Origin of the sequence: Actinoplanes sp. NPDC049802 (assembly GCF_040656595.1) — a bacterium.
Lineage (GTDB): Bacteria > Actinomycetota > Actinomycetes > Mycobacteriales > Micromonosporaceae > Actinoplanes.
Genome location: NZ_JBFAMR010000051.1, coordinates 39,082 through 60,355 on the forward strand (window position 1 = coordinate 39,082; position 21,274 = coordinate 60,355).

20 protein-coding genes and 1 pseudogene are annotated in these 21,274 nt (G+C 71.3%); 10 read left to right on the plus strand and 11 right to left on the minus strand.

Annotation, left to right across the window (positions count from 1 at the left end; translation table 11 throughout):
• Positions 1–32 precede the first annotated feature (32 nt).
• Genes AB0I88_RS28755 through AB0I88_RS28775 form a run of 5 tightly spaced genes read right to left on the minus strand, consistent with a single transcriptional unit; the run spans position 33 to position 8,638 of the window.
• Positions 33–3,113 carry a family 78 glycoside hydrolase catalytic domain gene (locus AB0I88_RS28755; protein WP_361031268.1) on the minus strand — a complete coding sequence of 1,027 codons (3,081 nt, stop codon included), beginning with the start codon at positions 3,111–3,113 and terminating at the stop codon, positions 33–35.
• Positions 3,110–4,363 carry an extracellular solute-binding protein gene (locus AB0I88_RS28760; protein ID WP_361031271.1) on the minus strand — a complete coding sequence of 418 codons (1,254 nt, stop codon included), beginning with the start codon at positions 4,361–4,363 and terminating at the stop codon, positions 3,110–3,112. Before AB0I88_RS28760 ends, AB0I88_RS28755 begins: the two co-directional genes overlap by 4 nt.
• On the minus strand, positions 4,360–6,948 hold the full coding sequence (locus AB0I88_RS28765; RefSeq protein WP_361031274.1) for a family 78 glycoside hydrolase catalytic domain: 2,589 nt from the start codon (positions 6,946–6,948) through the stop codon (positions 4,360–4,362). The genes AB0I88_RS28760 and AB0I88_RS28765 overlap by 4 nt, the downstream gene beginning before the upstream one ends.
• Positions 6,945–7,766, minus strand: a complete 822-nt coding sequence (locus AB0I88_RS28770) for a carbohydrate ABC transporter permease (protein ID WP_361031277.1) — start codon at positions 7,764–7,766, stop codon at positions 6,945–6,947. The genes AB0I88_RS28765 and AB0I88_RS28770 overlap by 4 nt, the downstream gene beginning before the upstream one ends.
• Positions 7,763–8,638: a sugar ABC transporter permease gene (locus AB0I88_RS28775; protein ID WP_361031280.1), complete on the minus strand. Its 876-nt coding sequence runs from the start codon at positions 8,636–8,638 to the stop codon at positions 7,763–7,765. Before AB0I88_RS28775 ends, AB0I88_RS28770 begins: the two co-directional genes overlap by 4 nt.
• 231 nt (positions 8,639–8,869) lie before the next feature.
• Here AB0I88_RS28775 and AB0I88_RS28780 point away from each other — a divergent pair, with 231 nt between their 5' ends.
• The 5 genes from AB0I88_RS28780 to AB0I88_RS28800 all read left to right on the plus strand — a co-directional run bounded on the left by AB0I88_RS28780 (position 8,870) and on the right by AB0I88_RS28800 (position 12,408).
• Positions 8,870–9,898, plus strand: a complete 1,029-nt coding sequence (locus AB0I88_RS28780; RefSeq protein ID WP_361031283.1) for a LacI family DNA-binding transcriptional regulator — start codon at positions 8,870–8,872, stop codon at positions 9,896–9,898.
• A gap of 41 nt (positions 9,899–9,939) precedes the next feature.
• Complete coding sequence (locus AB0I88_RS28785; RefSeq protein ID WP_361031286.1) at positions 9,940–10,386, plus strand: SRPBCC family protein; 447 nt, start codon at positions 9,940–9,942, stop codon at positions 10,384–10,386.
• Between the two features lie 123 nt (positions 10,387–10,509).
• Positions 10,510–11,292 carry a transposase family protein gene (locus tag AB0I88_RS28790; RefSeq protein ID WP_361031289.1) on the plus strand — a complete coding sequence of 261 codons (783 nt, stop codon included), beginning with the start codon at positions 10,510–10,512 and terminating at the stop codon, positions 11,290–11,292.
• 89 nt (positions 11,293–11,381) lie between these two features.
• On the plus strand, positions 11,382–11,585 hold the full coding sequence (locus AB0I88_RS28795) for a DUF397 domain-containing protein (RefSeq protein ID WP_361031291.1): 204 nt from the start codon (positions 11,382–11,384) through the stop codon (positions 11,583–11,585).
• A gap of 325 nt (positions 11,586–11,910) precedes the next feature.
• The gene (locus tag AB0I88_RS28800; protein WP_361031294.1) at positions 11,911–12,408 is read left to right on the plus strand and encodes a PH domain-containing protein; all 498 of its coding nucleotides are present in this window, start codon (positions 11,911–11,913) and stop codon (positions 12,406–12,408) included.
• Positions 12,409–12,466: 58 nt separating this feature from the next.
• Here AB0I88_RS28800 and AB0I88_RS28805 read toward each other — a convergent pair whose 3' ends face one another.
• The gene (locus AB0I88_RS28805) at positions 12,467–13,204 is read right to left on the minus strand and encodes a class I SAM-dependent methyltransferase (protein ID WP_361031297.1); all 738 of its coding nucleotides are present in this window, start codon (positions 13,202–13,204) and stop codon (positions 12,467–12,469) included.
• A 94-nt stretch (positions 13,205–13,298) separates the two neighbouring features.
• Here AB0I88_RS28805 and AB0I88_RS28810 point away from each other — a divergent pair, with 94 nt between their 5' ends.
• Both AB0I88_RS28810 and AB0I88_RS28815 read left to right on the plus strand, forming a co-directional pair.
• The gene (locus AB0I88_RS28810) at positions 13,299–13,907 is read left to right on the plus strand and encodes a TetR/AcrR family transcriptional regulator (RefSeq protein ID WP_361031300.1); all 609 of its coding nucleotides are present in this window, start codon (positions 13,299–13,301) and stop codon (positions 13,905–13,907) included.
• 159 nt (positions 13,908–14,066) lie between these two features.
• On the plus strand, positions 14,067–16,079 hold the full coding sequence (locus AB0I88_RS28815; protein WP_361031303.1) for a hypothetical protein: 2,013 nt from the start codon (positions 14,067–14,069) through the stop codon (positions 16,077–16,079).
• Positions 16,080–16,173: 94 nt separating this feature from the next.
• On the opposite strand, the gene AB0I88_RS28820 is transcribed toward AB0I88_RS28815, so the two are convergent.
• The 4 genes from AB0I88_RS28820 to AB0I88_RS28835 form a co-directional block, all read right to left on the minus strand.
• Positions 16,174–16,839, minus strand: a complete 666-nt coding sequence (locus AB0I88_RS28820) for a dihydrofolate reductase family protein (RefSeq protein WP_361031306.1) — start codon at positions 16,837–16,839, stop codon at positions 16,174–16,176.
• Positions 16,839–17,321, minus strand: a complete 483-nt coding sequence (locus tag AB0I88_RS28825) for an SRPBCC family protein (RefSeq protein WP_361031309.1) — start codon at positions 17,319–17,321, stop codon at positions 16,839–16,841. Before AB0I88_RS28825 ends, AB0I88_RS28820 begins: the two co-directional genes overlap by 1 nt.
• A gap of 3 nt (positions 17,322–17,324) precedes the next feature.
• Positions 17,325–17,666 (minus strand): metalloregulator ArsR/SmtB family transcription factor, encoded by a 342-nt coding sequence (locus AB0I88_RS28830; RefSeq protein WP_361031312.1) that lies wholly within the window; start codon positions 17,664–17,666, stop codon positions 17,325–17,327.
• A 69-nt stretch (positions 17,667–17,735) separates the two neighbouring features.
• On the minus strand, positions 17,736–18,065 hold the full coding sequence (locus AB0I88_RS28835) for a metalloregulator ArsR/SmtB family transcription factor (RefSeq protein WP_361031315.1): 330 nt from the start codon (positions 18,063–18,065) through the stop codon (positions 17,736–17,738).
• A gap of 64 nt (positions 18,066–18,129) precedes the next feature.
• On the opposite strand from AB0I88_RS28835, the gene AB0I88_RS28840 reads away from it, so the two are divergent.
• Positions 18,130–19,203 carry an NAD(P)/FAD-dependent oxidoreductase gene (locus AB0I88_RS28840; RefSeq protein ID WP_361031318.1) on the plus strand — a complete coding sequence of 358 codons (1,074 nt, stop codon included), beginning with the start codon at positions 18,130–18,132 and terminating at the stop codon, positions 19,201–19,203.
• Positions 19,200–20,027 (plus strand): hypothetical protein, encoded by an 828-nt coding sequence (locus AB0I88_RS28845; protein WP_361031320.1) that lies wholly within the window; start codon positions 19,200–19,202, stop codon positions 20,025–20,027. Before AB0I88_RS28840 ends, AB0I88_RS28845 begins: the two co-directional genes overlap by 4 nt.
• Here the strand turns inward: AB0I88_RS28845 and AB0I88_RS28850 are convergent.
• Positions 19,963–21,144: an MFS transporter gene (locus AB0I88_RS28850; RefSeq protein ID WP_361031323.1), complete on the minus strand. Its 1,182-nt coding sequence runs from the start codon at positions 21,142–21,144 to the stop codon at positions 19,963–19,965. The two genes, AB0I88_RS28845 and AB0I88_RS28850, sit on opposite strands and share 65 nt — an antisense overlap.
• A 24-nt stretch (positions 21,145–21,168) precedes the next feature.
• Between AB0I88_RS28850 and AB0I88_RS28855 the strand changes: the two are divergent.
• Positions 21,169–21,274: pseudogene (locus AB0I88_RS28855) on the plus strand (ACP S-malonyltransferase); the annotation flags it as partial.

Consider the following 21,274-nt stretch of genomic DNA (forward strand, 5'->3'; position numbering starts at 1 on the left):
CGCGAGGGGTTGCGGGAACCGGGCACGGGGTCTCATCGGGTGGTGAAGGTGTAGGCGCCGGACGGCACCCGGTAGACGGCGTAGCCGCCGTCGAGGCGCAGGAACGTCGCGCGGGGCGGGGTGCCGGTGATCCGGCCGCCCAGGGTCGGCACGTGGATGACAGCGGCCGTGTTCGGCGGGATGGTGACGGTCAGCCGCAGCCGGTCGCCGTCACGCGCCCATTCCGACCGGGCGGTGCCCTGTGGGGTCTCGTAGTGGCCTTTGACGTGGGTGAGGTCGCCGACGATCTTCGGCTGGACGATCAGTTCCGCGTACGCGGTGGCGCCGGCGCGGATGCCGGCCAGACCGGCGTGGAACCACTCCTCGATCTGCGCGAGGATCATGTGGTTCTTGGAGTCGCCGCGGTTCCACCGCTCCCCCATGGTGGTCATGCCGCCCGGGTTGGCGACGGTCGGCGCCATGAAGTAGCCGTAGCCGGGCTGGTCGTCGCGTTGCAGCACCTCCCAGAGGACGTCGTCGCGGTCGCCCGCGGACAGCGCCCGCACGATCGGGGCCATGCCGATCGTGCCGCCGGTGAAGTGGTGCCCGGCGGCGGCGACCAGTTCCACCAGGGCGTCGAGGACGGCCGGGCGTTCGCTGTCGGGGACGAGGCCGGCGTCGAGGGCGAGTGCCTGGGCGGCCTGGGTGGCGCCGGTGGTTCCGGCGTCGCCGTCGGCGGTGTAGCGGCGCAGGGCGGTGTTGTAGAAGGCGGCGTGGAACGCGGCCCGGATGTCGGCGGCGAGGGCCGTGTAGCGGTCGGCGTCCGCCGCGTGTCCGGTGAGCCGCGCCAGCTCCGCCAGTTCGGTGATCATCTGGTGGTAGCCCCAGGTGCCGGTGATGCGGCCGGAGGTCTGCTCGGCGGACACCCAGTCGGCCAGGGCCGCGTCGACGATGTGGCCGACGGCTTTCTGCCGGGCGATGTAGTCGGCGAACAGGACGAGCTGCGGGTACCAGCGGGCCGCCGTCTCGGTGTCGCCGTACAGCTGTCGCAGGAAGCCGGGCACCAGGATGATCGCGTTGCCCCAGTTGATCTCGTCGCCGAAGCGGCCCGTGTAGCCCCAGTCGTAGACCGGGGTCTTGAGCGCCACGTTGCCGCGCATCGGGGTGTCCGCGATTGATTGCCCTTCGACCAGGTGCCGCTGGTGGGTGCGCAGGTAGGCGGACAGGTCGAAGTCGCGGTGGATCGAGCCCATCGGCATCGTGTAGTCGGCCGGGTAGGACAGTTTCTCCCGGCCGGGGCAGTCGGTGAAGACGCTCATCATGTTGCCGGCGAAGGAGTACCAGGCCATCTTGTGGATCCGGTTGATCCGCGCGCTGGACGTGGTCACCGCCCCGGCGAGGGGTGTGTCGGCCTGCACCCGCAGGCCGGTGATCGTCTCCTTCGTCGGCACGTAGCCGTCGGGCAGGCCGGTGACCTGCACCCACTGCATGCCGAAGTAGTTGAAATCGGGCCGCCACGTCTCGGTGCGCAGCCCCGCCGTGGTGTAGGTGTTGAACAGGTCGACACCCCGGCTGCCGCCGCCACCGCGCAGCGACGCCTGGTCCACGGTGCCGTCGGCGGCGAGCGACTCGGCCGGGGCGACGCGGATCGTGGTGCCGGCCGGCAGCCCGCGCACGTGCAGCTGGGGCAGCCCGACGATGTTCTGGCCGAAGTCGAACACCCAGGTGCCGGGCACCGGGTTGGTGATGCTGACCGGCTCGTGCCGGTCGGCGATCGTGATCGGCGGCGCGGTCCGGCCGACCAGCTTGGTGGCGAGGTTCGGCGGTGGGGCGATGCCGGCGGCGATCCAGCCGGTGGGCGTGCCGTCGCGCCGCTTCGCGCCGGCGGTCAGGTCCGATCCGGGCCGGTCCCAGCCGGGCTGCTCGCGGCGGGCGTCGAAATCGGATCCGGAATACCAGGCGTCGGTGATCAGCGGGCCCAGCGCGGTGCGCCACTCGCGGTCCGAGACGATCACCGTTTGACGGCCGTCGGCGTACGTCAGCTCGAGCCGTGCGATGAAGCGCGGGGTGACGGCCGCCCCGGCGCTGGCGTCGCTGGCCGCGATGTTGTTGCCGGAGCCGGTGACCGTGGCGCCGGACGGGTGCGGTTTCGACAGTGCGGGGGTGAAGGTGATGCTGTCGGCGCCGATCGCGGTGATGACCCGCGATTCGAGGTTGTCGCCGCCGTCGCCGGTGTCGACGTTGACGGTGCCGCCGACGTGGTATCCGGTGACGCTGCTCAGGGCGACGACGGTGGCTCCGGCCTCGGCGGCGGAGGTGAGGGTGCCGTTGCCTTTGAGCTGGCTCTGCCACCACGAGTACGGTGCGGTCCGCCCGACGGCCGGGTTGGTGACGCTGCGCCGCACGTAGGCGGGCCCGTTGCCGAGGCGTACCCCGAGGGTGTTGTCGCCGCGGCGCAGTTCGCCGGTGAGGTCGTGGACCCGGTATTCGCTGGACAGCTGGTAGTTGGCGTAGCCGGGGGCGAGGACCTCGCCGGTCAGGGTCCGGCCGTTGAGGGTGGCCAGGTGCAGGCCGACGCCGGACAGGTAGAGCCGGGCCCGGGTGAGCCTACGGCGCGGGCCGACGGTGAACTGCCGGGCGAAGATCGGCATCGGCTGGGTCTCGGTCCGGCCGGGGTGTTCGATCCAGCGGGCGTCGCCCCAGTCCTCGTTGTTCAGCAGTCCCACCTCCCAGGTGGCGGGGCTGCTCCAGTCGGTGGCGTGCCGGTGGGCGTCCCAGGCGCGGACCTGCCAGCGCAGCCGTTGCCGGGATGTCAGCGCCGGCCCGTCGTAGCGGACACCGGACTGGACGGCGGAGTCCACCTTGCCGGAGTCCCAGAGCAGCCGGTCGCGGCCGGCGTCGTGGACGCGGATCTGGTAGGCAGTCTGCCGGTCGGCGGCGGACGTCCGGGTTTCGGTGAACCGCCAGCTCAGCACCGGTCTGGGCGAGTCGAGGCCGAGCGGCCGGCCGGGGCGGCCGTCCACGCGCAGGCCGACGACGCGCAGGCCGGGGCCGGTGGCTTCGGCGGGGCCGCCGGTCAGCAGGGACGCGGAGGGGACGGCCAGCGACAGTCCGAGCGCGGTACGCCGTCTCATGAGCCGGCCTTGTAGTCGGTGTCCATGTCGGCCAGCACGTCGGCGGGTTTCGCCTGGTCGCTGAAGACCTCCTGGAGGCCGCTGAGCATGGTCTGCTGCACCTTGGCGTTGGGCCACAGCTGGTCCATGAACGGCACGGTGCGGTCGTCCTTGACGAAGGTGGTGAGGTCGGCCAGGCCGGGGTCGACGGTGGTGGGCGCGTCCGGCAGGGTCGGCAGGCTGCCCTGGGCCTCGTTGAACAGCTTCATGCCGTCCGGCGACATGACGAAGGTGACGAACTTGAGGGCCAGCTCTTTGTTCTTGGCCTTGGCGTTGATGCCGTATCCGGCGCCGGCGGCGGCGGGCATGATGAACTCGGCCGGCTTGTCGGTGGCCGGCAGCGCCTTCATGGTGAACTTGCCGCCGGGGTTCTTCTGCTTGAGCAGGCCGATGATCCAGTTGCCCTGGATGATGCCGAGGGTCTTGCCGGTGGCGGCGAGGGTCTGACTGGCCTCGTAGCTGGTGCCGAGCGGGTCTTTCTGGAAGCAGCCGGCGCCGTCCATCTCCTGGTACTTGGCCATCGCGGTGGTCCACGGCGACCCGGCGAAGGTGGCCTGCCCGGCGGCCATCCTGGTGTCGAAGTCCCGGTCGCCGCTGTAGACGGTGGTGGCGACCAGGGCGTACAGGGCGATCTGGGTGACCCAGTTGTCCTGGATGCCGAGGGCGAAGGCGGGGGTGCCCTTGCCGGCGGCGGCCTTGCAGAAGGTGAGCAGTTCGGTCCACGTGCCCGGTGCGGTGAGCCCGGCCTCGGTCATGGCCTCGTCGTTGTAGACGGCGCCGATGCCGTTGAGCCCGAAGACGGCGTTGTAGGTCTTGCCCTCGTACTGGGCGACCTTCTTGAACGCGTCCGGCAGCTGGGCGGCCCACGGCTGACCGGAGAGGTCGAGCAGGTAGCCGGGTTTCGCGATGACGTAGGTGGCGGCCGGGTTGCCGTTGCCGGGCCACACGGTCATCACGTCCGGGGCGGTGCCCGAGGACAACTGGGTGCGGATCTGCTGCTGGTACTGGTCGGCGCCGCTGGTGGTCAGGTTGACGGTGACGCCGGGGTTGGCGGCCTTGAACGCGTCGACGACCTTCTCGATCGAACCCTGGTCGACCGAGGCGATGGTCAGCGTCATGTCGTCGCCGTCGTCGCCGGATCGGGTGCCGCTGGAGCAGGCGGCCAGCAGGGTGGCGGCCGTCAGGGTGGCGAGGACCTTTCGTGACTTCATTGTTTCTCCCACGTTGGAGATGAATCAGAAGGGTTGACGGTGGTGAAGGAGTGGCGGCCGGAGGTCAGCCGCAGGGCCGGCTCGTGCTCCCGGCCCGGGAGATGCAGCAGCGCGGTGCAGCCCGGCGGCACCGTGGCGGTCACGGTGAGCCGGTCGTCGTGGCGGGACCAGCCGCAGGCCACCAGCCCGCGTACGGTCTCCTGTTCGGCGTGGGCCCTGGTCAGCCGGCCGCCCGGGGTGGGGCGCAGCAGCAGTTCGGAGTAGGCGGCCGACGACGGGGTCTGGTCGATGCCGGCGACCCGCCCGTAGAGCCAGTCGCCGACGCTGCCGAGGCTGTAGTGGTTGAACGAGTTCATCGCGGCGGACTGGAAGCCGCCGTGATCGGTCCAGCCGTCCCAGCGTTCCCAGATCGTGGTGGCGCCGTGCCGGATCGAGTAGCCCCACGACGGGAACTCGTCCTGGTGCAGCAGCGCGTAGGCCAGATCGGCGCGCCCGTGGTCGGTGAGCACCGGGCACAGCAGCGGCACGCCGACGAAGCCGGTGGTCAGCCGGTTGCCGCGGCTCTCGATGTCGGCGGCCAGGCGGTCCACGGCCGCGGCGACCAGGTGCGGCGGGAGCAGATCAAAACCCAGAGCCAGCAGGTACGCCGTCTGCGTGCCACCTTTGACGCTGCCGTCGTCGCCGACATAGGCGTCGATGAAGGCTCCACGGATCGCCGCGTGCAGGGTTCTCCAGCGGGCCGAGGGGTGGCCGAGCACGTCGGCGGCGGCCGCGACGATCTCGGTGCTGCGGGCGAAGTAGGCGGTGGCGAGCACGTCACGGGGTGTCGCCGCGCCGACCTGGAGCCAGTCGCCGTACGAGTTGCCGGTGCGGTGCTCCCACAGCAGACCCGGGTTGTGCCGGTGGATGTGCTCCACCCAGCGCACCATGGCGCCGAAGCAGCGTTCCAGGACGCGCCGGTCGCCGTACGCACGCCACAGCAGCCACGGGATGATGACGCCCCCGTCGCCCCAGGCGGGGGCGCCCTCCCGGTCGAAGGCGATGATCGGGGCGACGTCGCGGAAGGCGCCGTCGCCGTCCTGGCCGTCCACGACGTCGCGCATCCACCGGGCCAGGAACGCGGACACGTCGGCGTTGCGGGTGGCGGTCGGCGCGAACACCTGGGCGTCGGCGAGCCAGCCGAGCCGTTCGTCGCGTTGCGGGCAGTCGGTCGGCACGGCGACGAAGTTGCCGCGCTGCCCCCACCGGATGTTGCCGTGCAGCCGGTTGACGACCGGGTCGTCGCAGTCGAAACGGCCGGTGAACGGCAGGTCGTTGTGCAGCACCCGGGCGGTCACGTCGGCGCTGTCGAGCGTGCCCGGACAGCCGGTGATCTCGGCGTAGCGGAAGCCGTGGAACGTGAACCGCGGCTCGAACACCTCGGTTCCGCCGCGGGCGACGTAGGTGTCGGTGGCCGCGGCCCGGCGCAGGTTCTCGACGTACAGTTCGCCGTCGCCGTCGAGGACCTCGGCGTGGCGCAGCACGATCCGCTGCCCGGGCCGTGCGCCGCGGACGGTGAGCCGGACCCGGCCGACCAGGTTCTGCCCGAAGTCGGCGATGAATCTGCCCGGCTCCCGGGCGTCGACGGCGACCGCCGGCAGCGTCTCGGTGACCCGGATGGGGTGGTCGGGTTCGGCGACCAGCGGGCCGGGCCGGGTGTCGAGGACCGCGACCGGCCGGCCCGGCCCCCACTCGCGGCGGGCGTCGGCGAACTCGCCCATCATCAGGTCGGCCGAACGGATCGGGCCGTCGTGTTCGGTCCAGCTTCCGTCGGTGACGATCGTCCGCCGGGTGCCGTCGGCCAGGTCGGCGACGAGCCGGGCCAGGAACTGCGGCGCGTCGCCGTAGTGGCGGGCCGGCCGGCGCGGGTCGAAGCCGACGTAGCCGCTCCACCAGCCGTCGGCGACGATCGCGGCGAGCTCGTTGCCGCCGCAGCGCAGCAGCCCGGTGACGTCGTAGGTCTGGTACTGGATGCGCTGGTGGTATTCGGTCCAGCCGGGGGCCAGCTCCAGGTCACCGGCCCGCACTCCGTTGACCCGCGGCTCGTAGACGCCGCGGGCCGTCGCGTACAGGCGGGCACGGGTCACGTCGGCGGGCAGGTGGAAGGTGGTGCGCAGGTGCAGGGGTGCCTCGGCCGGGCCGGGGGCGGTGAGGTCGTCGTCGGTGGGCGGGTCGACCGGAGGCAGCGCCTTCGGATCGCGGCCGATCCACACCGCCTGCCACTCGCCGGGGTGCAGCAGGCCGGTCTCGAACCACGTCTCGGCCGCGCCTGCCGGCGTACCGTGCTCGTCGAAGATCTCGACACGCCAGCGGTAGCGGGTCGCCGAGCGCAACGCCGCACCCTGCCACGGGATGAGCAGGGTGTCGGTGCTCTCGCGCCGGCCGGTGTCCCACACGGTCTCGCCGTCGGCGGTGGCGGTGATGCGGTAGGCGGACTGCGCCGCGCCGGTCCGGTCGGAGCGGAGCTTCCAGGAGAGGCGGGGCGCCGGTTCGCCGAGGCCGAGGAATTCGGTGCGCTGTTCGGTGGTGAGGCCGTAGGGGATCATCCTTTGAGTCCTCCGGCGAATCCGTTGATGATGCTGCGCTGCAGGGCCAGGTAGACGGCGAGGACCGGCACGATGCTGATCAGCAGGGCGGCGAAGATGAGGTTCCAGTCGGAGACGAACTGGCCGACGAACCCGGCGACCGCGACCGGCATGGTCTGCTGGTCGCTGCCGGACAGGTAGAGCAGCGGGGTGAAGAAGTCGTTCCACACGCTGACGGTGTTGAGCACCAGCGCGGTGACGGTGATCGGTTTGAGCATCGGCAGGATCACGTAGCGGAAGGCGGTCAGCGGGCCGCAGCCGTCGATGATGGCGGCCTCCTCGAAGTCGCGGGGCAGCGAGCGGAGGAAGCCGACGTAGAGGAACGTGGTGAACGGGACCTGCAGGCCGGAGTAGAACAGCACCAGCGACCAGACCGAGCCGAGCAGGCCGAGGTCGCGGACGGTCTGGTAGAGCGGCAGGGCGGCCAGCTGGAACGGCAGGATCAGCCCCAGCATGATCAGCAGGAAGGTGCCGCGCGACCAGCGGGCGGTGGACCGCGCCAGCGGGTAGGCGGCCAGCGACGACACGGCGAGCACGATCAGCACGCTGACCGCGGTGACGGCCACGCTGTTGATCAGGGCGCCGCCGAGGCCGCCCTCCTGCCAGGCCTGGGCGAAGTTGTCCAGGGTGGGCGAGGCGGTGGGGCTGATCGGTGACGAGGTGTCACTCGGTGCCCGGAACGCGAGGTTGACCAGCACGTAGACGGGGAAGGCGAAGACGATCGCCACCGCGATCATGACTACTTCCAGCAGCAGCGTCTTCGTCGTGTAGCGGTTCACGATGCCGCCTTCTCGTTGCGGTTCAGGACGGCGTACTGGCCGGCGGAGGCGACCGCGACGACGGCGGTCAGGACGACGGCCAGCGCGATGCTGTAGCCGAATTCGCCGAGGGTGAAGGCGTCCTTGTAGATGAGGGTGCTGATGGTGTCGGTGGCGTGGCCGGGGCCGCCGCCGGTCAGCGCGTACACCTGGTCGAAGAGTTTGATCCCGCCGATGATCGACAGCATCAGGTTGATCGTGATGGCCGGCGCGAGCAGTGGCCGGACGATGGACCAGAACCGGCGTACCGGCCCGCTGCCGTCGATGGCGGCGGCCTCGTAGATCTCGCGGGGCACCGACTGCAGACCCGCCAGGAAGATGACCATGGAGTAGCCGGCGAACTGCCAGACCACGACCAGCACGATCATCCAGAGGGCGAGGCCGGGGTCGCCGAGCCAGTTCTTCGCCTCGACGCCGAACAGGCCGAGCACGCTGTTCACCGCGCCGTCCGGGCCGAGCAGGTTGCGCCACAGGTAGGCGGTGACGATCGGGGTGACCACGGCCGGGGCGAACAGCAGCACCCGCAGCAGGTTGCGGCTCTTGATCATCGTGTTGACGCCGAGGGCGAGCAGCAGGCCGATGCCGTTCTGGATCACCGTGATGGCGACCGCGATGAGCAGGGTGTGCCCGATGGCCGCCAGGGCGTCGGGGTCGTCGGCCATGGCGGTGAAGTTGTCCAGGCCGATGAACGCGAACTGCGGGTCGAGGCCGTCCCAGTCGGTGAAGGCGTAGTAGACGCCGCGGGCGCTCGGTACGAGCACCACGAAGGCGAACAGCAGCATCGCCGGGACGGTGAACCACCACGGTGGGGCGGTACGACGGTCGGTTGTCACAGAGATCCCACCTTGCTGAATCGTTTCATATCGAGGCGGAACGGCCGCCACCTCGGTGACAGCGGAGTGATGTGGGTAACGTTTCCCAAATGTTTCGCCGACCCTATGAGCGTTTCACGAACAGCGTCAAGGGGTTGCGCGAGCTTTCCGGGGAACACCATGATCACCGTCATGGGTAACGTTGCCCATGATTTAGGCTTTGCTCGACGAGCTCACCGTTAAGGAGACCAGGTGGACAAGCCCGCGCCCCGGCGCGTCACCATCGTCGACGTCGCCCGCCACGCACAGGTGTCCACCACCGCCGTGTCCAAGGTGCTGCGCAACGCGTACGGCGCCAGCCCCGCCATGCGCACCAAGGTCCAGCAGGCCATCGCCGAACTCGGCTACCGCCCGTCCGCCGCCGCCCGCGGCCTGCGCGGACAGACCTACACCATCGGCGTCATGCTCCCCGAGCTGCGCAACCTGTTCTTCGCCGACATCCTCGACGGCATCACCACCCAGCTCGGCGACAGCGACTACCAGGTCCTGCTGGCCCCCGGCTGCAACGGCGAGAAAGCCGAGGCCCGCGTCATCGAGGCCATGATCGACCGCAGCATGGACGGCCTCGTCCTGATCGCACCGGTGTCCGCCAGGAGCCGCCTCACCGAGGTCGCCCGCAACATCCCCACCGTCGTCGTCGGCCGGCACGGCTCCTCCCCCGCCTACGACACCGTCACCGACGACGACATCGCCGGTGCCGCCCTCGTCGTCGAGCACCTCGCCGGCCTCGGCCACCGCCGCATCGCCCACATCGAACACCACGAGACCGACCGGGTACGCCTCGCCGAGATGCCCAACGCCCAGCGCGCCCGCGGCTACCGGCAGGCGATGATCGCCCACGGCCTCGAGGACGAGATCGACATCGCCTCGACCAGCTACACCCAGGCCGGCGGCTACCTCGGCGCCCAGCAACTGCTGGCCCGCCCGGTCCGGCCCACCGCCATCTTCGCCGGCGCCGACGTGGTCGCCCTCGGCGCCATGGAGGCGATCGCCGAAGCCGGCCTGTCCGTGCCCGGCGACATCTCGGTGGCCGGCTACGACAACAGCGCCCTCGCCGCCTTCGGCCCGATCTCCCTGACCAGCGTCGACCAGGACGGTCGCCAGATGGGCGCCGACGCCGCCCGCCTGCTCGTGGACCGCATCGCCCAGCGCGACCGCCGCACCGCCCAGATCACCCTGTCCCCCACCCTGGTCGTCCGCCGGACCACCGCCGCGGTGTGACGTCCCTGGACGCCCCACCCCCGGTGTGCTCCGATGGGAGGATGCGGTTCGACGTCGACACGAGGGCCACACCCGAGCAGGTCCGCCGCGCCTTCACCGAGTTCGGCGACCGCCGCCCACAGATCTGGAGCCGCACCCTCGACCCGAAGAAGTACGAGCTGCGCGAACAGGGCGACACCTGGGCGGTCGCCCGGGAGAGCACGGCCGGCTCCCCGTTCTGGGTCGTCGCCCGCTACGACTGGTCGGATCCCGAGGTCATCCGCTGGACGGTCGTGGAGAGCAGCTACGGAGGCGGCGGCGACGGGCACGTCCGCATCACGCCGGGTCCCGGCGGAGGCAGCCGTCTGCACGCCGAGTGGACCAACACCGGCGCCCGCGTCCTGCAGCGGCCCCTGCTGTTCCTGCTGCACCTGCGCCCCATGGCCCGGATGCTGTCCCGCATGTACACGACCACCCTGGACCGATTCGCCGAGCAGGACCGTCAGTGAGCCTTTTTCAACCTGATCTTGCAGGTCAACCCAGGTGGCCGGGGGCCGTAGATCGATGGGTGCGAGGCTCCAGGTAAGACAGCAAATCGACCAAAACCCGATGCCCCGACCGGGAGCCTCGCCATGCTGTCTTACCCGTCCACGATCTCGTTGTCCAGCCGGACCCTCAACCACCTCGCCGACCGTCTCCGCAGCCACCGCAGGCAGCGCCGATCCCGCTGGCGGCGCCTGGATCCCGGTCGTCAAGCCCTGCTCGCCCTCGCCCATCTGCGCAACGGCGACACCTACACCCGCCTCGCCGCCGGCTTCAACATCGGCATCGCCACCGCCTGGCGCTACGTCCAAGAAGCAATTGCCCTGCTCAGGGCAGTGGCCGACGATCTGGACACCGCGATGCGCCGCATCCGCCGATTGGCCTACGTCATCCTGGACGGCACGCTGATCCCGATCGACCGCGTCGCCGATCAGAAGCCGTACTACTCCGGGAAACACAAGAGTCACGGCGTGAACGTGCAGGTCATAGCCGACGCGGTTGGTCGGCTTGTGTGGGTGTCACCCGCACTGCCGGGCGCGACGCATGACCTGACGGCCGCACGCACTCACGGCATCATCGAGGCGTTGACCAGCGTGAACGTGATGACCTTCGCGGATAAGGCCTATCAGGGAGCCCGGGGCAGCGTGCGCACGCCGTTCAAACGGCGCCGCTTCCGGCCGAAGTTGTCACGCCGGCAGAAGACGGTCAACCGAGCACACGCGAAGATCCGCGCCCGCGGCGAACGGGCGATCGCCACGCTCAAGACCTGGAAGGTCCTCGCCAAGCTGCGCTGCTGCCCACGCCGAGCCACCGCCATCGTGCAGGCGATCCTCGTCCTTCACCACGTCGAAACGAACCGCTACGCAGGATGAAAATGGCTCAATGAAGAATCCATCAACCTGATCCAGGCCGCGGCCGCGAGTTTGTGAGCCGGGGCCCGGCGATCTCATCGGAGATAGTCATGCGGCAACCACAGCCGGTCAGCGCTGACTGGCGCACCTCGTCGTTCTGCTCCACCGGAAACTGCATCCAGGTGGCGGCGATCGACGACTCCATCGCGCTCCGCGACTCGAAGAACCCGGACGCCGTCCAGATGTACTCACGCGACGAGTGGAACGCGTTCCTCGACGGTGTCACCGACGGCGACTTCGCCATCTGGGCGTAACGCCGAACCGGCGGAACGAGGGCCGTTCCGGGTCCTCGTTCCGCCGGAGCCGTTCGACGCCCGAGCAGATCCGGCAGCACCGGGAATCCACCTCCGCGGCCAGATGGGCCCGCCACGGTCACGGTCGCGACACCACCGGTGCCTGATCGGCTCAAGCATCGGGTGGCGCATCCACTTGAGTCGATCAAGTGTTAAGTTTTCGGCATGGCCGATCCTTCCGGTCGCGTCTCACCCTCGGCCGAGGCCGAGCGGGCGATGTCCGGCCGCGCCCACGAGACCGCCGCCGAAGCGCCCGGCCGGTCGGCGCCCGACGCTTCCTGACCGCGTGAGCAGCAAGCCGATCATGCACCGGTGGGTCGAGCCGTACGAGTCCCCCATCGACAGTGGGCTGCGCTATTGGGGTGCCGGGGTGGTGGCACTGCTGGCCCTGGCCATGTGGTGCGGCGGCGCCGGTGAGGGGGCACGGCCCGACATCGGATGGCTCCCGCCGGCCGCCGCCCTCGCCGTCTGTGCCGCACTCATCTGGCGGATGACGCACATCGGCGTGGCCGTCAGCGACTACGGCGTCCGGGTCAGAAACGTGCCGCGGACTCACACGGTGCCGTGGTCCGCCGTCGAGCGGGCGTGGGTCGGCCCGGCCACCCGGTGCCCCACCGCCCGGGTGATGTGGATCGCGGTGCGCGGCGCCCGCGACGTCGAGACGCTCCTGTGGTTGCGCGGCACGAACGACCGGCGTGGCACACACGAGGGCGTTCTCCTCGACGCCGCGGACGTGGCGTACGTCGTCGATCTGATCAATCGGAGAGCCGTCGTGGCCGGATGAGGCGGGCGGCGACGTCCCGGCCGAGGTGCCGGGCCGTGGCGCCGGACCGGATTCACGCCTACCCCTCGCGACGCTTGCGGGCCAGCGTCAGGGTGGTCTGCAGGTCGAGGGTCACGGTGCCGCCGAAGTCGTCGGCCAGCCGGCCCAGCACCTCGAGACCGCGCCGGCGCAACTCCGGCGGGCGGGTCAGGAACGGGCCGAAGGTGCTGATCAGCGCGAGATACCGGGCACGGCTGAGCGGCAGGTCACGGCGGAACCGGACCAGCCGGACGTCGGTGAACTCGCCGCCGGCCATCACGTCGTGGTACATCCAGTCAGCCGGGCGTTCCTTCGCGGTCGGGTCGAGCGAGTCGAGCGCCGATCGGATGCGCGCCGCCTGCTGGGGGTCGGTGTAGCCGTACCGGTGCCCGAAGAGGGCGAGGACTCCCCCGGGCGCCAGCGCCGCGCGCGCTCTCGGGTTGCGGTCGCCCGGGTCCAGCCAGTGCCAGGCCATGGCACAGCCCAGCACGTCGACCCCGCCGGGCGGCGGGTTCCAATGCTCGAAATCACCGACGAGCACCTTCGCCCGGGGGAACTTCGCTTTGAGCAGACCGGCCATCCGCGGGTCCGGTTCGATGCAGGTCAGAGGGGCGCCGATGGCGGCGAGGATCTCGGTGCCCTTGCCGGTGCCGGCGCCGATCTCGGCCACCGAGGCGGGAGAGCCGCCGTGATAGTCGATGATCGCGGCGGTCACCTCGGGCGGATAGCCGGGCCGCGCCTGCTCGTACAGATCCGCCACCGCACCGAAGACATCCACGACGCCCCTCCTGAGTTACCTGGTCAATTCGTATACGCTTCCGTATGCGGTGAAGGTAGCGCCTCATGTACGGAGGCGTATACGGCAGAGTGGGGTGGGTCACATCAAGTTCGAGACGCGGACGCCGCGAGACCGATGGATCGAGGCCGGGCTGGAAGCGCTCGCGGTCGGTGGCCCGGACACGGTTCGGGTCGAGGCGCTGGCCAAGCGGCTCGGCGTGACGAAGGGCGGTTTCTACGGCTTCTTCACCGACCGGGAGGCCCTGTTGACGGCCATGCTGGACACCTGGGAACGGGAGAGCACCGACGAGGTGGCCGAGCGCATCGAACGCAGAGGCGGCGACCCGAAGACCCGGATCACCCGGGCCGGGGTGATGACCTTCTCCAGCGACCGGCTCCTGCCGATCGACCTGGCGATCCGAGACTGGGCACGCCGCGATCAGGTGGTCGCCGATCGCCTGCGCCGGGTCGACAACCGGCGGATGGGCCTGCTGAGGCAGATGATCGGCACGTTCTGCGACGACCCGGAGGAGGTGGAGGCCCGCAGCGTCCTCGCGTTCTGTCTCCTCATCGGAGAACACTTCCTGGCAGCCGACCACGGCGACCGCACCCGGTCGCAGGTGCTGCGCAAGGCCGGTGACATCATCCTCGACCGCCGCCCCGGCGACGGCGCCGACGGCCGGCAGCCGTCCCGGCCCTCATGAAGGGCGTGAACGCCCAGCTTGCAGGGCATCCAGTTCCTCGCCCCGGAGCCCTTGATCAAGCCCGGCTCACCTGAGAAGTCCTCACTTTATTAGACGGATGTCGATGAGTCGCCCGTACGGGCAATGTCGTTTCGTCTCCTTCGTTGGCAGCATGTCTGGGTGCTCCGATGGTCTCGAAATCCCCGGCTGTGGTTCGCCGTCTGCCTGGTCGTGCTGGCACTGCTGTTCGGGGCGTTGATCTGGTTCCTGCAGCGGGAGGGGCTGGAGCGCGCCGACAAGTGGGCGAGTGTCGTCTTCGGCGGCACCGGAGCGACCGCGATCGCCATCGGGGCGCTCTCCTGGCTGTGGCGACAGGGCGAGGTACGGACGGAGCCTGACGACGACACCGCCGCCGTGCTGTCGTGGCTGGCCGACGCGCAGCGGGAGCAGTGGCAGGCGGAACAGAACGCCCGGCGGGTGGGTGACCCGTGGCCGTTGAACATCCGGTGGCTGTCCAGCGCCCGGGCGCAGGCCGTGATGGCGAGCTGGGCCTCGGTGCGCGGCACACCGGGCGGCGGGCCGGCCGAACTCGCCGGTGAGTACGCGGTGATCGGCGATCTGTTCACCGCCCCGGACGGCCCGAAACGGCTGATCGTGCTCGGTGAGCCCGGCGCCGGCAAGTCGATGCTGGTGCTGAACCTGGCACTGCAGCTGCTGGCGCGGCGCGGGCCACGGGAGCCGGTGCCGGTGGTGCTGTCGGCGGCCGGCTGGAATCCGGTGCCGGGCCTCGACGACTGGGTCGCCGAGCAGATCGCGATGATCGATCGCCGGCTGGCCCGGCAGGTGCGCGGGCCGGGCGGCACACCGCGTACGCTCGCCCGCGACCTGTTCGCACGGGGGCTGATCCTGCCGGTGCTGGACGGCCTCGACGAGATGGCCGGCGCCCTGCAGGAGGCGGCGATCCGCGAGATCTCCCGTGCGGCCGGCGCCGGTCACGGCCTGGTGGTCACCTGCCGCACCGTGCCCTATGAGGCGGCCGTGGCGGCGTCCGGCCCGGTTCCCGCCGCCGCTGTGGTGGAGATCCAGCCGGTGGCGGCCCGCGACGCCGCACGGCACCTGGCCGACAGCGCGGCGCTCAGCGACCGCCGCTGGCGGCCGGTGGTCGAGCATCTGACGGCGGTGCCGAACGCGCCGCTGGCGCAGGCGCTGTCCACCCCGCTGATGATCTGGCTGGCCCGTACCGTCTATCAGGACCGCGGCCGTGACCCGAAGGAGCTGCTCGACGCCGGCTGGGCCGCGACCCGCGGCGGCGTCGAGCAGCATCTGCTGGAGCATCTGGTTCCCGCCGCGTACGCGACCGCGCTGGCCGGCCGGCCGGCCCGGACCGTTGAGGAGGTGGCCCGGGTTCGCCGCTGGCTCGGCACGGTCGCCGCGCATCTGCGGGAGCAGCGGACGTACGAGCTGGCCTGGTGGCATTTCCACGAGTTCAAGCCGGTTCCCACCGCGCAGTTCGTCTCGGTCGCGTTCGCCGTCGTCGTCGCCTTGACCACGACGGCGGCGGCGATACCGCTCGCGGCGGAGAGCATGGGTTCCGCCCCGCCGTGGGTGACCTGCTGGTACATCGGAACCGTGATCGGCCTGGCGGCGGCCTACGGCCGTCTGTTGTTCACGGACCGGTCGGTGCCGCGGCGGCTCACGCTCGGTGGCGCGTGCAGGATGTTCGCCGCGGTCGGCCTGCCGTTGGCGGCCGTCTCCACGCTGTACGGGGAACCACTCTTCAGTCTGGGCCTGATGCTGTCGGCCGGGACCGTGAGCGCCCTGGTCGCCGGTTCGACGGTGGCGGCCGCCGCGACCAGGCCCGACCGTTCGCTGCACATCGACCGGGCGACCGCGCTGACCGCGGGAGGTGCGGCCGGCCTGGCCACGACAGCCATGGGCGTGGTGGCGTTCCCGGACGCCAACCCGGGCACATGGGCCGTGGCGGGGCTGGTCGGCGCCGGCTCGGTGATCTGCCTCAGCGCCTGGGGGCAGTTCTGCCTGGCCCGGGTGGTGTGCGCGGCCGTCAACGGGATGCCGCTGCGGATGATGAGCGCCCTGGACGAGGCGTACGCCCGCGGGGTCCTGCGGCGGGCCGGCGGTGTCCATCAGTTCCGCCACAACCTGCTGCAGGACCACCTGGCCGGCCGGCGTTGACCACGTCGGCCGTGCCGATCGCCGCGATGCCGGCGTCCAGGCCGGTGCAGGGTCGTGCCGGCGAATCGCCCGGCCGTGACGATCCGCTGCGCGGCTACCGGGGGCGTACGGCGTAAGTCAGGTGCGTCACCCGTGCCGTCGGCTCCGAACGGACCGGCTCCAGGGCGATCCGGGACGCGTCGATGCCGTCGAACAGCCGGGATCCGGCACCGAACAGCACGGGTGAGACGGCGATCGTGAACTCGTCGATCAGGCCCGCGTTCAGGAATCGCAGGATCGTGTCGGCCCCGCCGGCGATGCGGACGTCCCGGTCTCCGGCGGCGTCGCGGGCCTGCTCCAGGGCGCGGTGGATGCCGTCGCCGATGAAGTGGAAGGTGGTCCCGCCCGGCCGTTTCCAGGGGTCGCGCCGCTGGTGCGTGACGACGTAGACGGGGGTGTGGAAGGGCGGTTCCTCCGGCCAGGAGCGCTCGCCGAGGTCGAACATGCGCTTTCCCATGATGCCGGCGCCGGTGCGCTCGTACGTCTGCCGGGCGATGTCGTTGTCGCGGCCTTCCTCGCCGTCGTCGCCGAGGTGGAGGTTCTCGCGGAAGAATCGCAGCGGCAGCATCCACGCGTGCAGTTCCCTCCATTGCGCGACCCAGCGGTCCAGCCTCGGGTCCTGTTCGCGTTGTTCGGGCGTGGCGAGGATGCCGTCCATCGACTCCGGCGCGGTGAAGCCGTCGAGCGACATCGACACGCTGAAGAACACTTTCCCGGCCATCAGCGCGGTTCCCCGGTGTGTCGCAGGCCGGTGACGTAGGCCGCCAGGTTGCTGAGCGTCTGCCGGCCGCCCTCGATCGCGTGGTATTTCTCGACAGCCCGGTCGCGCAGTTCCTTGGAGGGGAAGATCGTGCGCATCACGATCCGGGTGGCGGCGCCGTCGGCCGTGAAGGTGAGGATCGAGGCGAAGGCGTCCGGGTCGTCGCGGGACTCGCCGTGCAGCATCGCGATGCGCTCCGGTGCGGAGATGTCGGTCCAGGTGATCCACTCCTGGTAGTCGGTGCCGTCCGGGCCGTGCATGACGAAGTCCCAGACGCCGCCCGTACGGAACTCGAAGGAGCGGGTGGTGGTGGTGAAGCCGTGCGGCCCCCACCACCGGGACAGGTGGCGGACGTCGGTGAAGGCCTCGAACACCAGGTCCGGTGGGGCGTCGATGACCCGGGAGATGACGATCTCCCGGTCGGTGGTCGCGGTGCTTGCCATCGGTCAGTCCTCCTGGCGGGTCTGTTTGAGGTGCCGCACGTAGGTCTCCAGCCGGTCGAAGCCGCCGGTCCAGAATTGTTCGAATCCGCCGACCCACTCGTGGATGGGCCGCAGTCCGCGGGCGTCGAGGCCGTAGAGGCGCTGTTTGCCGGCCTCGCGGACCCGCACCAGCCCCACTTCCCGGAGCACCCGCAGGTGCTTGGAGGCCTGTGGCTGGGTCATCCCCAGCTCCCGGGCCAGGTCGGTGACCGGCCACTCCCCCGCCCGCAGCAGCGTCAGGATGTCCCGGCGCTGCGGCTCGGCGATCGCGTTGAACGCGTCCGACGTCGTCGCTGCTCGTGCCACGCCAGCCATCATATGCCTATAAGGGAATGCGTCAAGCCGTTCGGCAGCCCTGTGCCGTCACCGCGCGGCTCAGCTCGCCGGGCCGTCCGCTGCCGGGGTGGGCGGGCAGCAGCAGGTGAGGTATCCCTGCAAGTGGGCGAGGCGGTCACCGATGGCGGCGGGGTCCGCGCGGTAGCGGACGAGTTTGCCGTCGCGCGCCGAGGTGAGCAGGCCGCCACGGCGAAGGATCGCGAGCTGTTCGCTCGCGGTCGACTGACCGAGCCCGCAGGCGGCCGCGATCTCGCCGACGGCATGTTCGCGGCCGTCGGCGAAGAGCATCATGATCTGTTGACGGGTTTCGCTCGCCAGGGCTTTCAGGAAGTCCCGGGTGGGGCCGTCGAGCGGCGTGGGCGCGGTCATCGGCTACCAGTATCCCTCCGGTGAACATTTCGTCATTCCCCGAAGTGACGATACATTGTTCGGCATGACCTCCGTGGACATCGTCGTCATCGGTGGCGGCCAGGCCGGCCTCGCCACCGCCCACACCGCTATGCGACGCGGGCTGCGGCCGCTCGTCCTGGACGCCTCGGCCCGGCCGGGCGGCTCCTGGCCGTCGTACTACGACAGCCTGACGTTGTTCTCACCCGCCCGGTTCTCGGCGCTGCCCGGGATGCCGTTTCCCGGCGACCCGGAACGGTATCCGCTGCGCGACGAGGTCGTCGGCTATCTGACCGCCTACACCGCGCGCCTCGACGCGGAGATCCGCTTCGGGTGCCGAGTCGAACGGGTCACCGCCGAGGGCGGTGTTCACACGATCACCATGGCGGACGGCTCGGTGGCGCGGGCGCCGTTGGTGGTGGCGGCCAGCGGCGGCTTCGGCAGTCCGGCACGGCCGGCGTTGCCGGGCCTGGACTCGTTCCGGGGCAGAGTCCTGCACGCGGCGCGGTACCGGAACCCGGACGGGTTCGCGGGTGAACGGGTGGTGGTGGTCGGCGGCGGCAACTCGGCGGTGCAGATCGCGGTGGAGCTGGCCCGGACCGCCACCGTCAGCCTGACGACCCGTGGGCCGCTGCGGTTCCAGGCCCAGCGCGTCCTGGGCCGCGATTTCCACTGGTGGCTGACGCGTACCGGGCTGGACACGGCGTGGCTGGGCCCGCGGCTGGCGCCGAACACGGTACCGGTGATCGATGACGGCCGGTACCGGGCGGCGATCCGCGCCGGGCGGCCCGACCACCGGCCGATGTTCGAGCGGCTCGACGGCGACCGGGTGGTGTGGTCCGACGGCGCCTCCGAGCGGGTCGACGTGGTGCTGCTGGCGACCGGCTACCGACCGGATCTGCCGTACCTCGCGGACAGCGGCGGCCTCGACGCGCACGGTCGCCCGGCACATGCCGGCGGGCTGTCGACGACGGTGCCGGGGCTCGGCTTCGTCGGGTTGGAGCGGCAGCGCAGTCTCGCGTCCGCCACATTGCGGGGCGTCGGCCGGGACGCCGTACACGTACTGGACGGGTTGGTGAGCCGGCGCGGCCGGCGTGCGGTGGCGCGGATGACGCGGTGACCACGGCGGTGGTCGCGTTGCTGCTCGTCGCGTCGATGACGGCGATCGGTACGGCCGCGACAGTGGACGACTTCCGTGGGCTGGTGGCACGGCGGGGTGTGGTGGCGGGTGCGGTGGCCGTCAATGTCGTCCTGTTGCCGGGGCTGGCTGTGGCGCTGGTGACGGCCGCCGCTCTGCGGTCGGAGGTCGCTCTCGGGGTGCTGCTCGCGGCCGCCGCGCCGGGCGGGGGAACGGGCGCGCTGCTGACGTTGCACGCCCGGGGCGACCTGGCGATGAGCGCCGCCTTGCAGGTCGCGCTCGCGCCGGCCGGTCTGGTGAGCGTCCCGGTGTGGGCGGCGGTCGCGGGCCAGGATGTCGTCCCGTCCGGGCCCGCCGGGTTGCTGCTGGTGGGCGGTGGGTTCCTCGGACAGGTCGTGCCGTTGGCGGTGGGGATGTGGCTGCGCCGGTTCCGTCCCGGCGCGGCGGCGCGCGCGCACCGGATCGCCCGGCGGGTGGCGGACGTGCTGCTCGCCGGCCTGGTCGGATACTTCGTGGTCACCGGGGTGTCCCGGCTGCCGCGGGTGGGGTGGGCCGGGATCGGCGTGATCGCCGTGCTGGTGGCCGTGTGCCTGCTGCCGGTGGCGGTGCCCGTGCCGGGTTCCGCGGCGCGGCGGCGGGCCGTGGCGATGACGACCGGGGTACGGAACCTGACGCTCGGCCTGTTCTTCGCGGCTTCGGCGGCACCGACGGTGGTCTTGACACTGCTGGCGTACGGCCTGGTCATGTACGCGGTGCTGATTCCCGCCGCATGGGTTCTGGCGCGCAACGGCCCGCAGCCGGTGTGATGACCGCCCCGGCCGGGCGTGGGGCGCCGGCGCGGGTCAGTATGCCGGCGGCGGCGATCAGGCCGGCGCCGCCGATGGCGAGCAGGACGGTGCGGTAGCCGCCGGAGGTGGTGAGCAGGCCGGCGGCGGCGAGCGGGGCGCCCGCCCTGGCGAGGGTGACGAAGGCGGCGAGGGTTCCGGCGATGCCCGCGTAGGCGGTGGTGCCGTACCGGTCGGCGAGCAGTTGTGGGGTGGCGAGACCTGCGATGCCGAACCCGAGCCCGAAGGCGGTGACGGCGATGATCGCGCCGGGGCGGCTGCCGGCGAGCGCCGGGAGACCGAGCGCGGCGGCGGCCTGAAGGAGGAACACGGCGGCGACGACGCGGTGCAGCCGCAGCCGGCGCCCGGCGGCGGTGAGCAGAAGGCGCCCGGTCACGGACAGCACACCGAGCAGTCCGGCGATCGTGGCGGCGAAGGTGGCGGGGTGGCCACGGCTGGTCAGGTAGCCGACGAGGTGGACGGTCATCGCGGTCATCGCGGCGGCGTGGGCGACGAAGGCGGTGGTCAGCCACCAGAACCGGCTGTCACGGACGGCCGCACGCAGCAGGGCCCGGCGTTGCCCGGCGGCGGCGGGCCGGGCGGCGCGGGTGGCGCACGGGGGCCGGCGCACCACGGCCAGATGCAGCGGGACGGCGAGCGCCGCGTACAGGACGGCGAGGATCAGCAGGGTGGCACGCCAGCCGTGCCGGTCGGTGAGCCGGCCGGTCAACGGCATGAAGACGGTGCTGGCGAACCCGGCGACGACGATCATGGCGAGGATCGCCCTCGGGCGGGTACGGGCGTCGAACCAGGACACGATCACGGCGGTGGCCGGTTCGTACAGTGCCATCGCCATGGCCATGCCGATCCCGGCGAAGACCAGATACAGCTGCCACACCGTACGGACCTGGGACCAGGCCGCCAGCATGCCGGCGCCCAAAACGGCGCCGGCGGTCATCAGGGCGCGGCCGCCGTGCTGGTCGAGGTGCCTGCCGACGGGTACGGCCATCGCCGCCTGCACGAGGATCGCGGTGGTGAGCGCCCCGGTCACGGCCGTGGGCGCCACGTGCAGGTCGGCGGCGACGGGGTGCAGCAGCACGGCGAAGGCGTAGTAGAGGCTGCCGTAGCCGACGGCGGCGTCACGGGCATCATCGAGCTGCCCCCCGCCGGCACCCTCGCGGGCCTGGTCAAGCGCGAACTCAAGGGCGACGGAGCCCCGGAGATCGTCA

Excerpts from the sequence above, each read along its gene's own strand:
- AB0I88_RS28755 (WP_361031268.1), bottom strand. The coding sequence starts at position 3,113 with ATGAGACGGCGTACCGCGCTCGGACTGTCGCTGGCCGTCCCCTCCGCG.
- AB0I88_RS28790 (WP_361031289.1), top strand. The coding sequence starts at position 10,510 with ATGCTGTCTTACCCGTCCACGATCTCGTTGTCCAGCCGGACCCTCAAC.
- AB0I88_RS28820 (WP_361031306.1), bottom strand. The coding sequence starts at position 16,839 with ATGGCCGGGAAAGTGTTCTTCAGCGTGTCGATGTCGCTCGACGGCTTC.
- AB0I88_RS28825 (WP_361031309.1), bottom strand. The coding sequence starts at position 17,321 with ATGGCAAGCACCGCGACCACCGACCGGGAGATCGTCATCTCCCGGGTC.
- AB0I88_RS28765 (WP_361031274.1), bottom strand. The coding sequence starts at position 6,948 with ATGATCCCCTACGGCCTCACCACCGAACAGCGCACCGAATTCCTCGGC.
- AB0I88_RS28785 (WP_361031286.1), top strand. The coding sequence starts at position 9,940 with ATGCGGTTCGACGTCGACACGAGGGCCACACCCGAGCAGGTCCGCCGC.
- AB0I88_RS28840 (WP_361031318.1), top strand. The coding sequence starts at position 18,130 with ATGACCTCCGTGGACATCGTCGTCATCGGTGGCGGCCAGGCCGGCCTC.
- AB0I88_RS28760 (WP_361031271.1), bottom strand. The coding sequence starts at position 4,363 with ATGAAGTCACGAAAGGTCCTCGCCACCCTGACGGCCGCCACCCTGCTG.
- AB0I88_RS28795 (WP_361031291.1), top strand. The coding sequence starts at position 11,382 with ATGCGGCAACCACAGCCGGTCAGCGCTGACTGGCGCACCTCGTCGTTC.
- AB0I88_RS28835 (WP_361031315.1), bottom strand. The coding sequence starts at position 18,065 with ATGACCGCGCCCACGCCGCTCGACGGCCCCACCCGGGACTTCCTGAAA.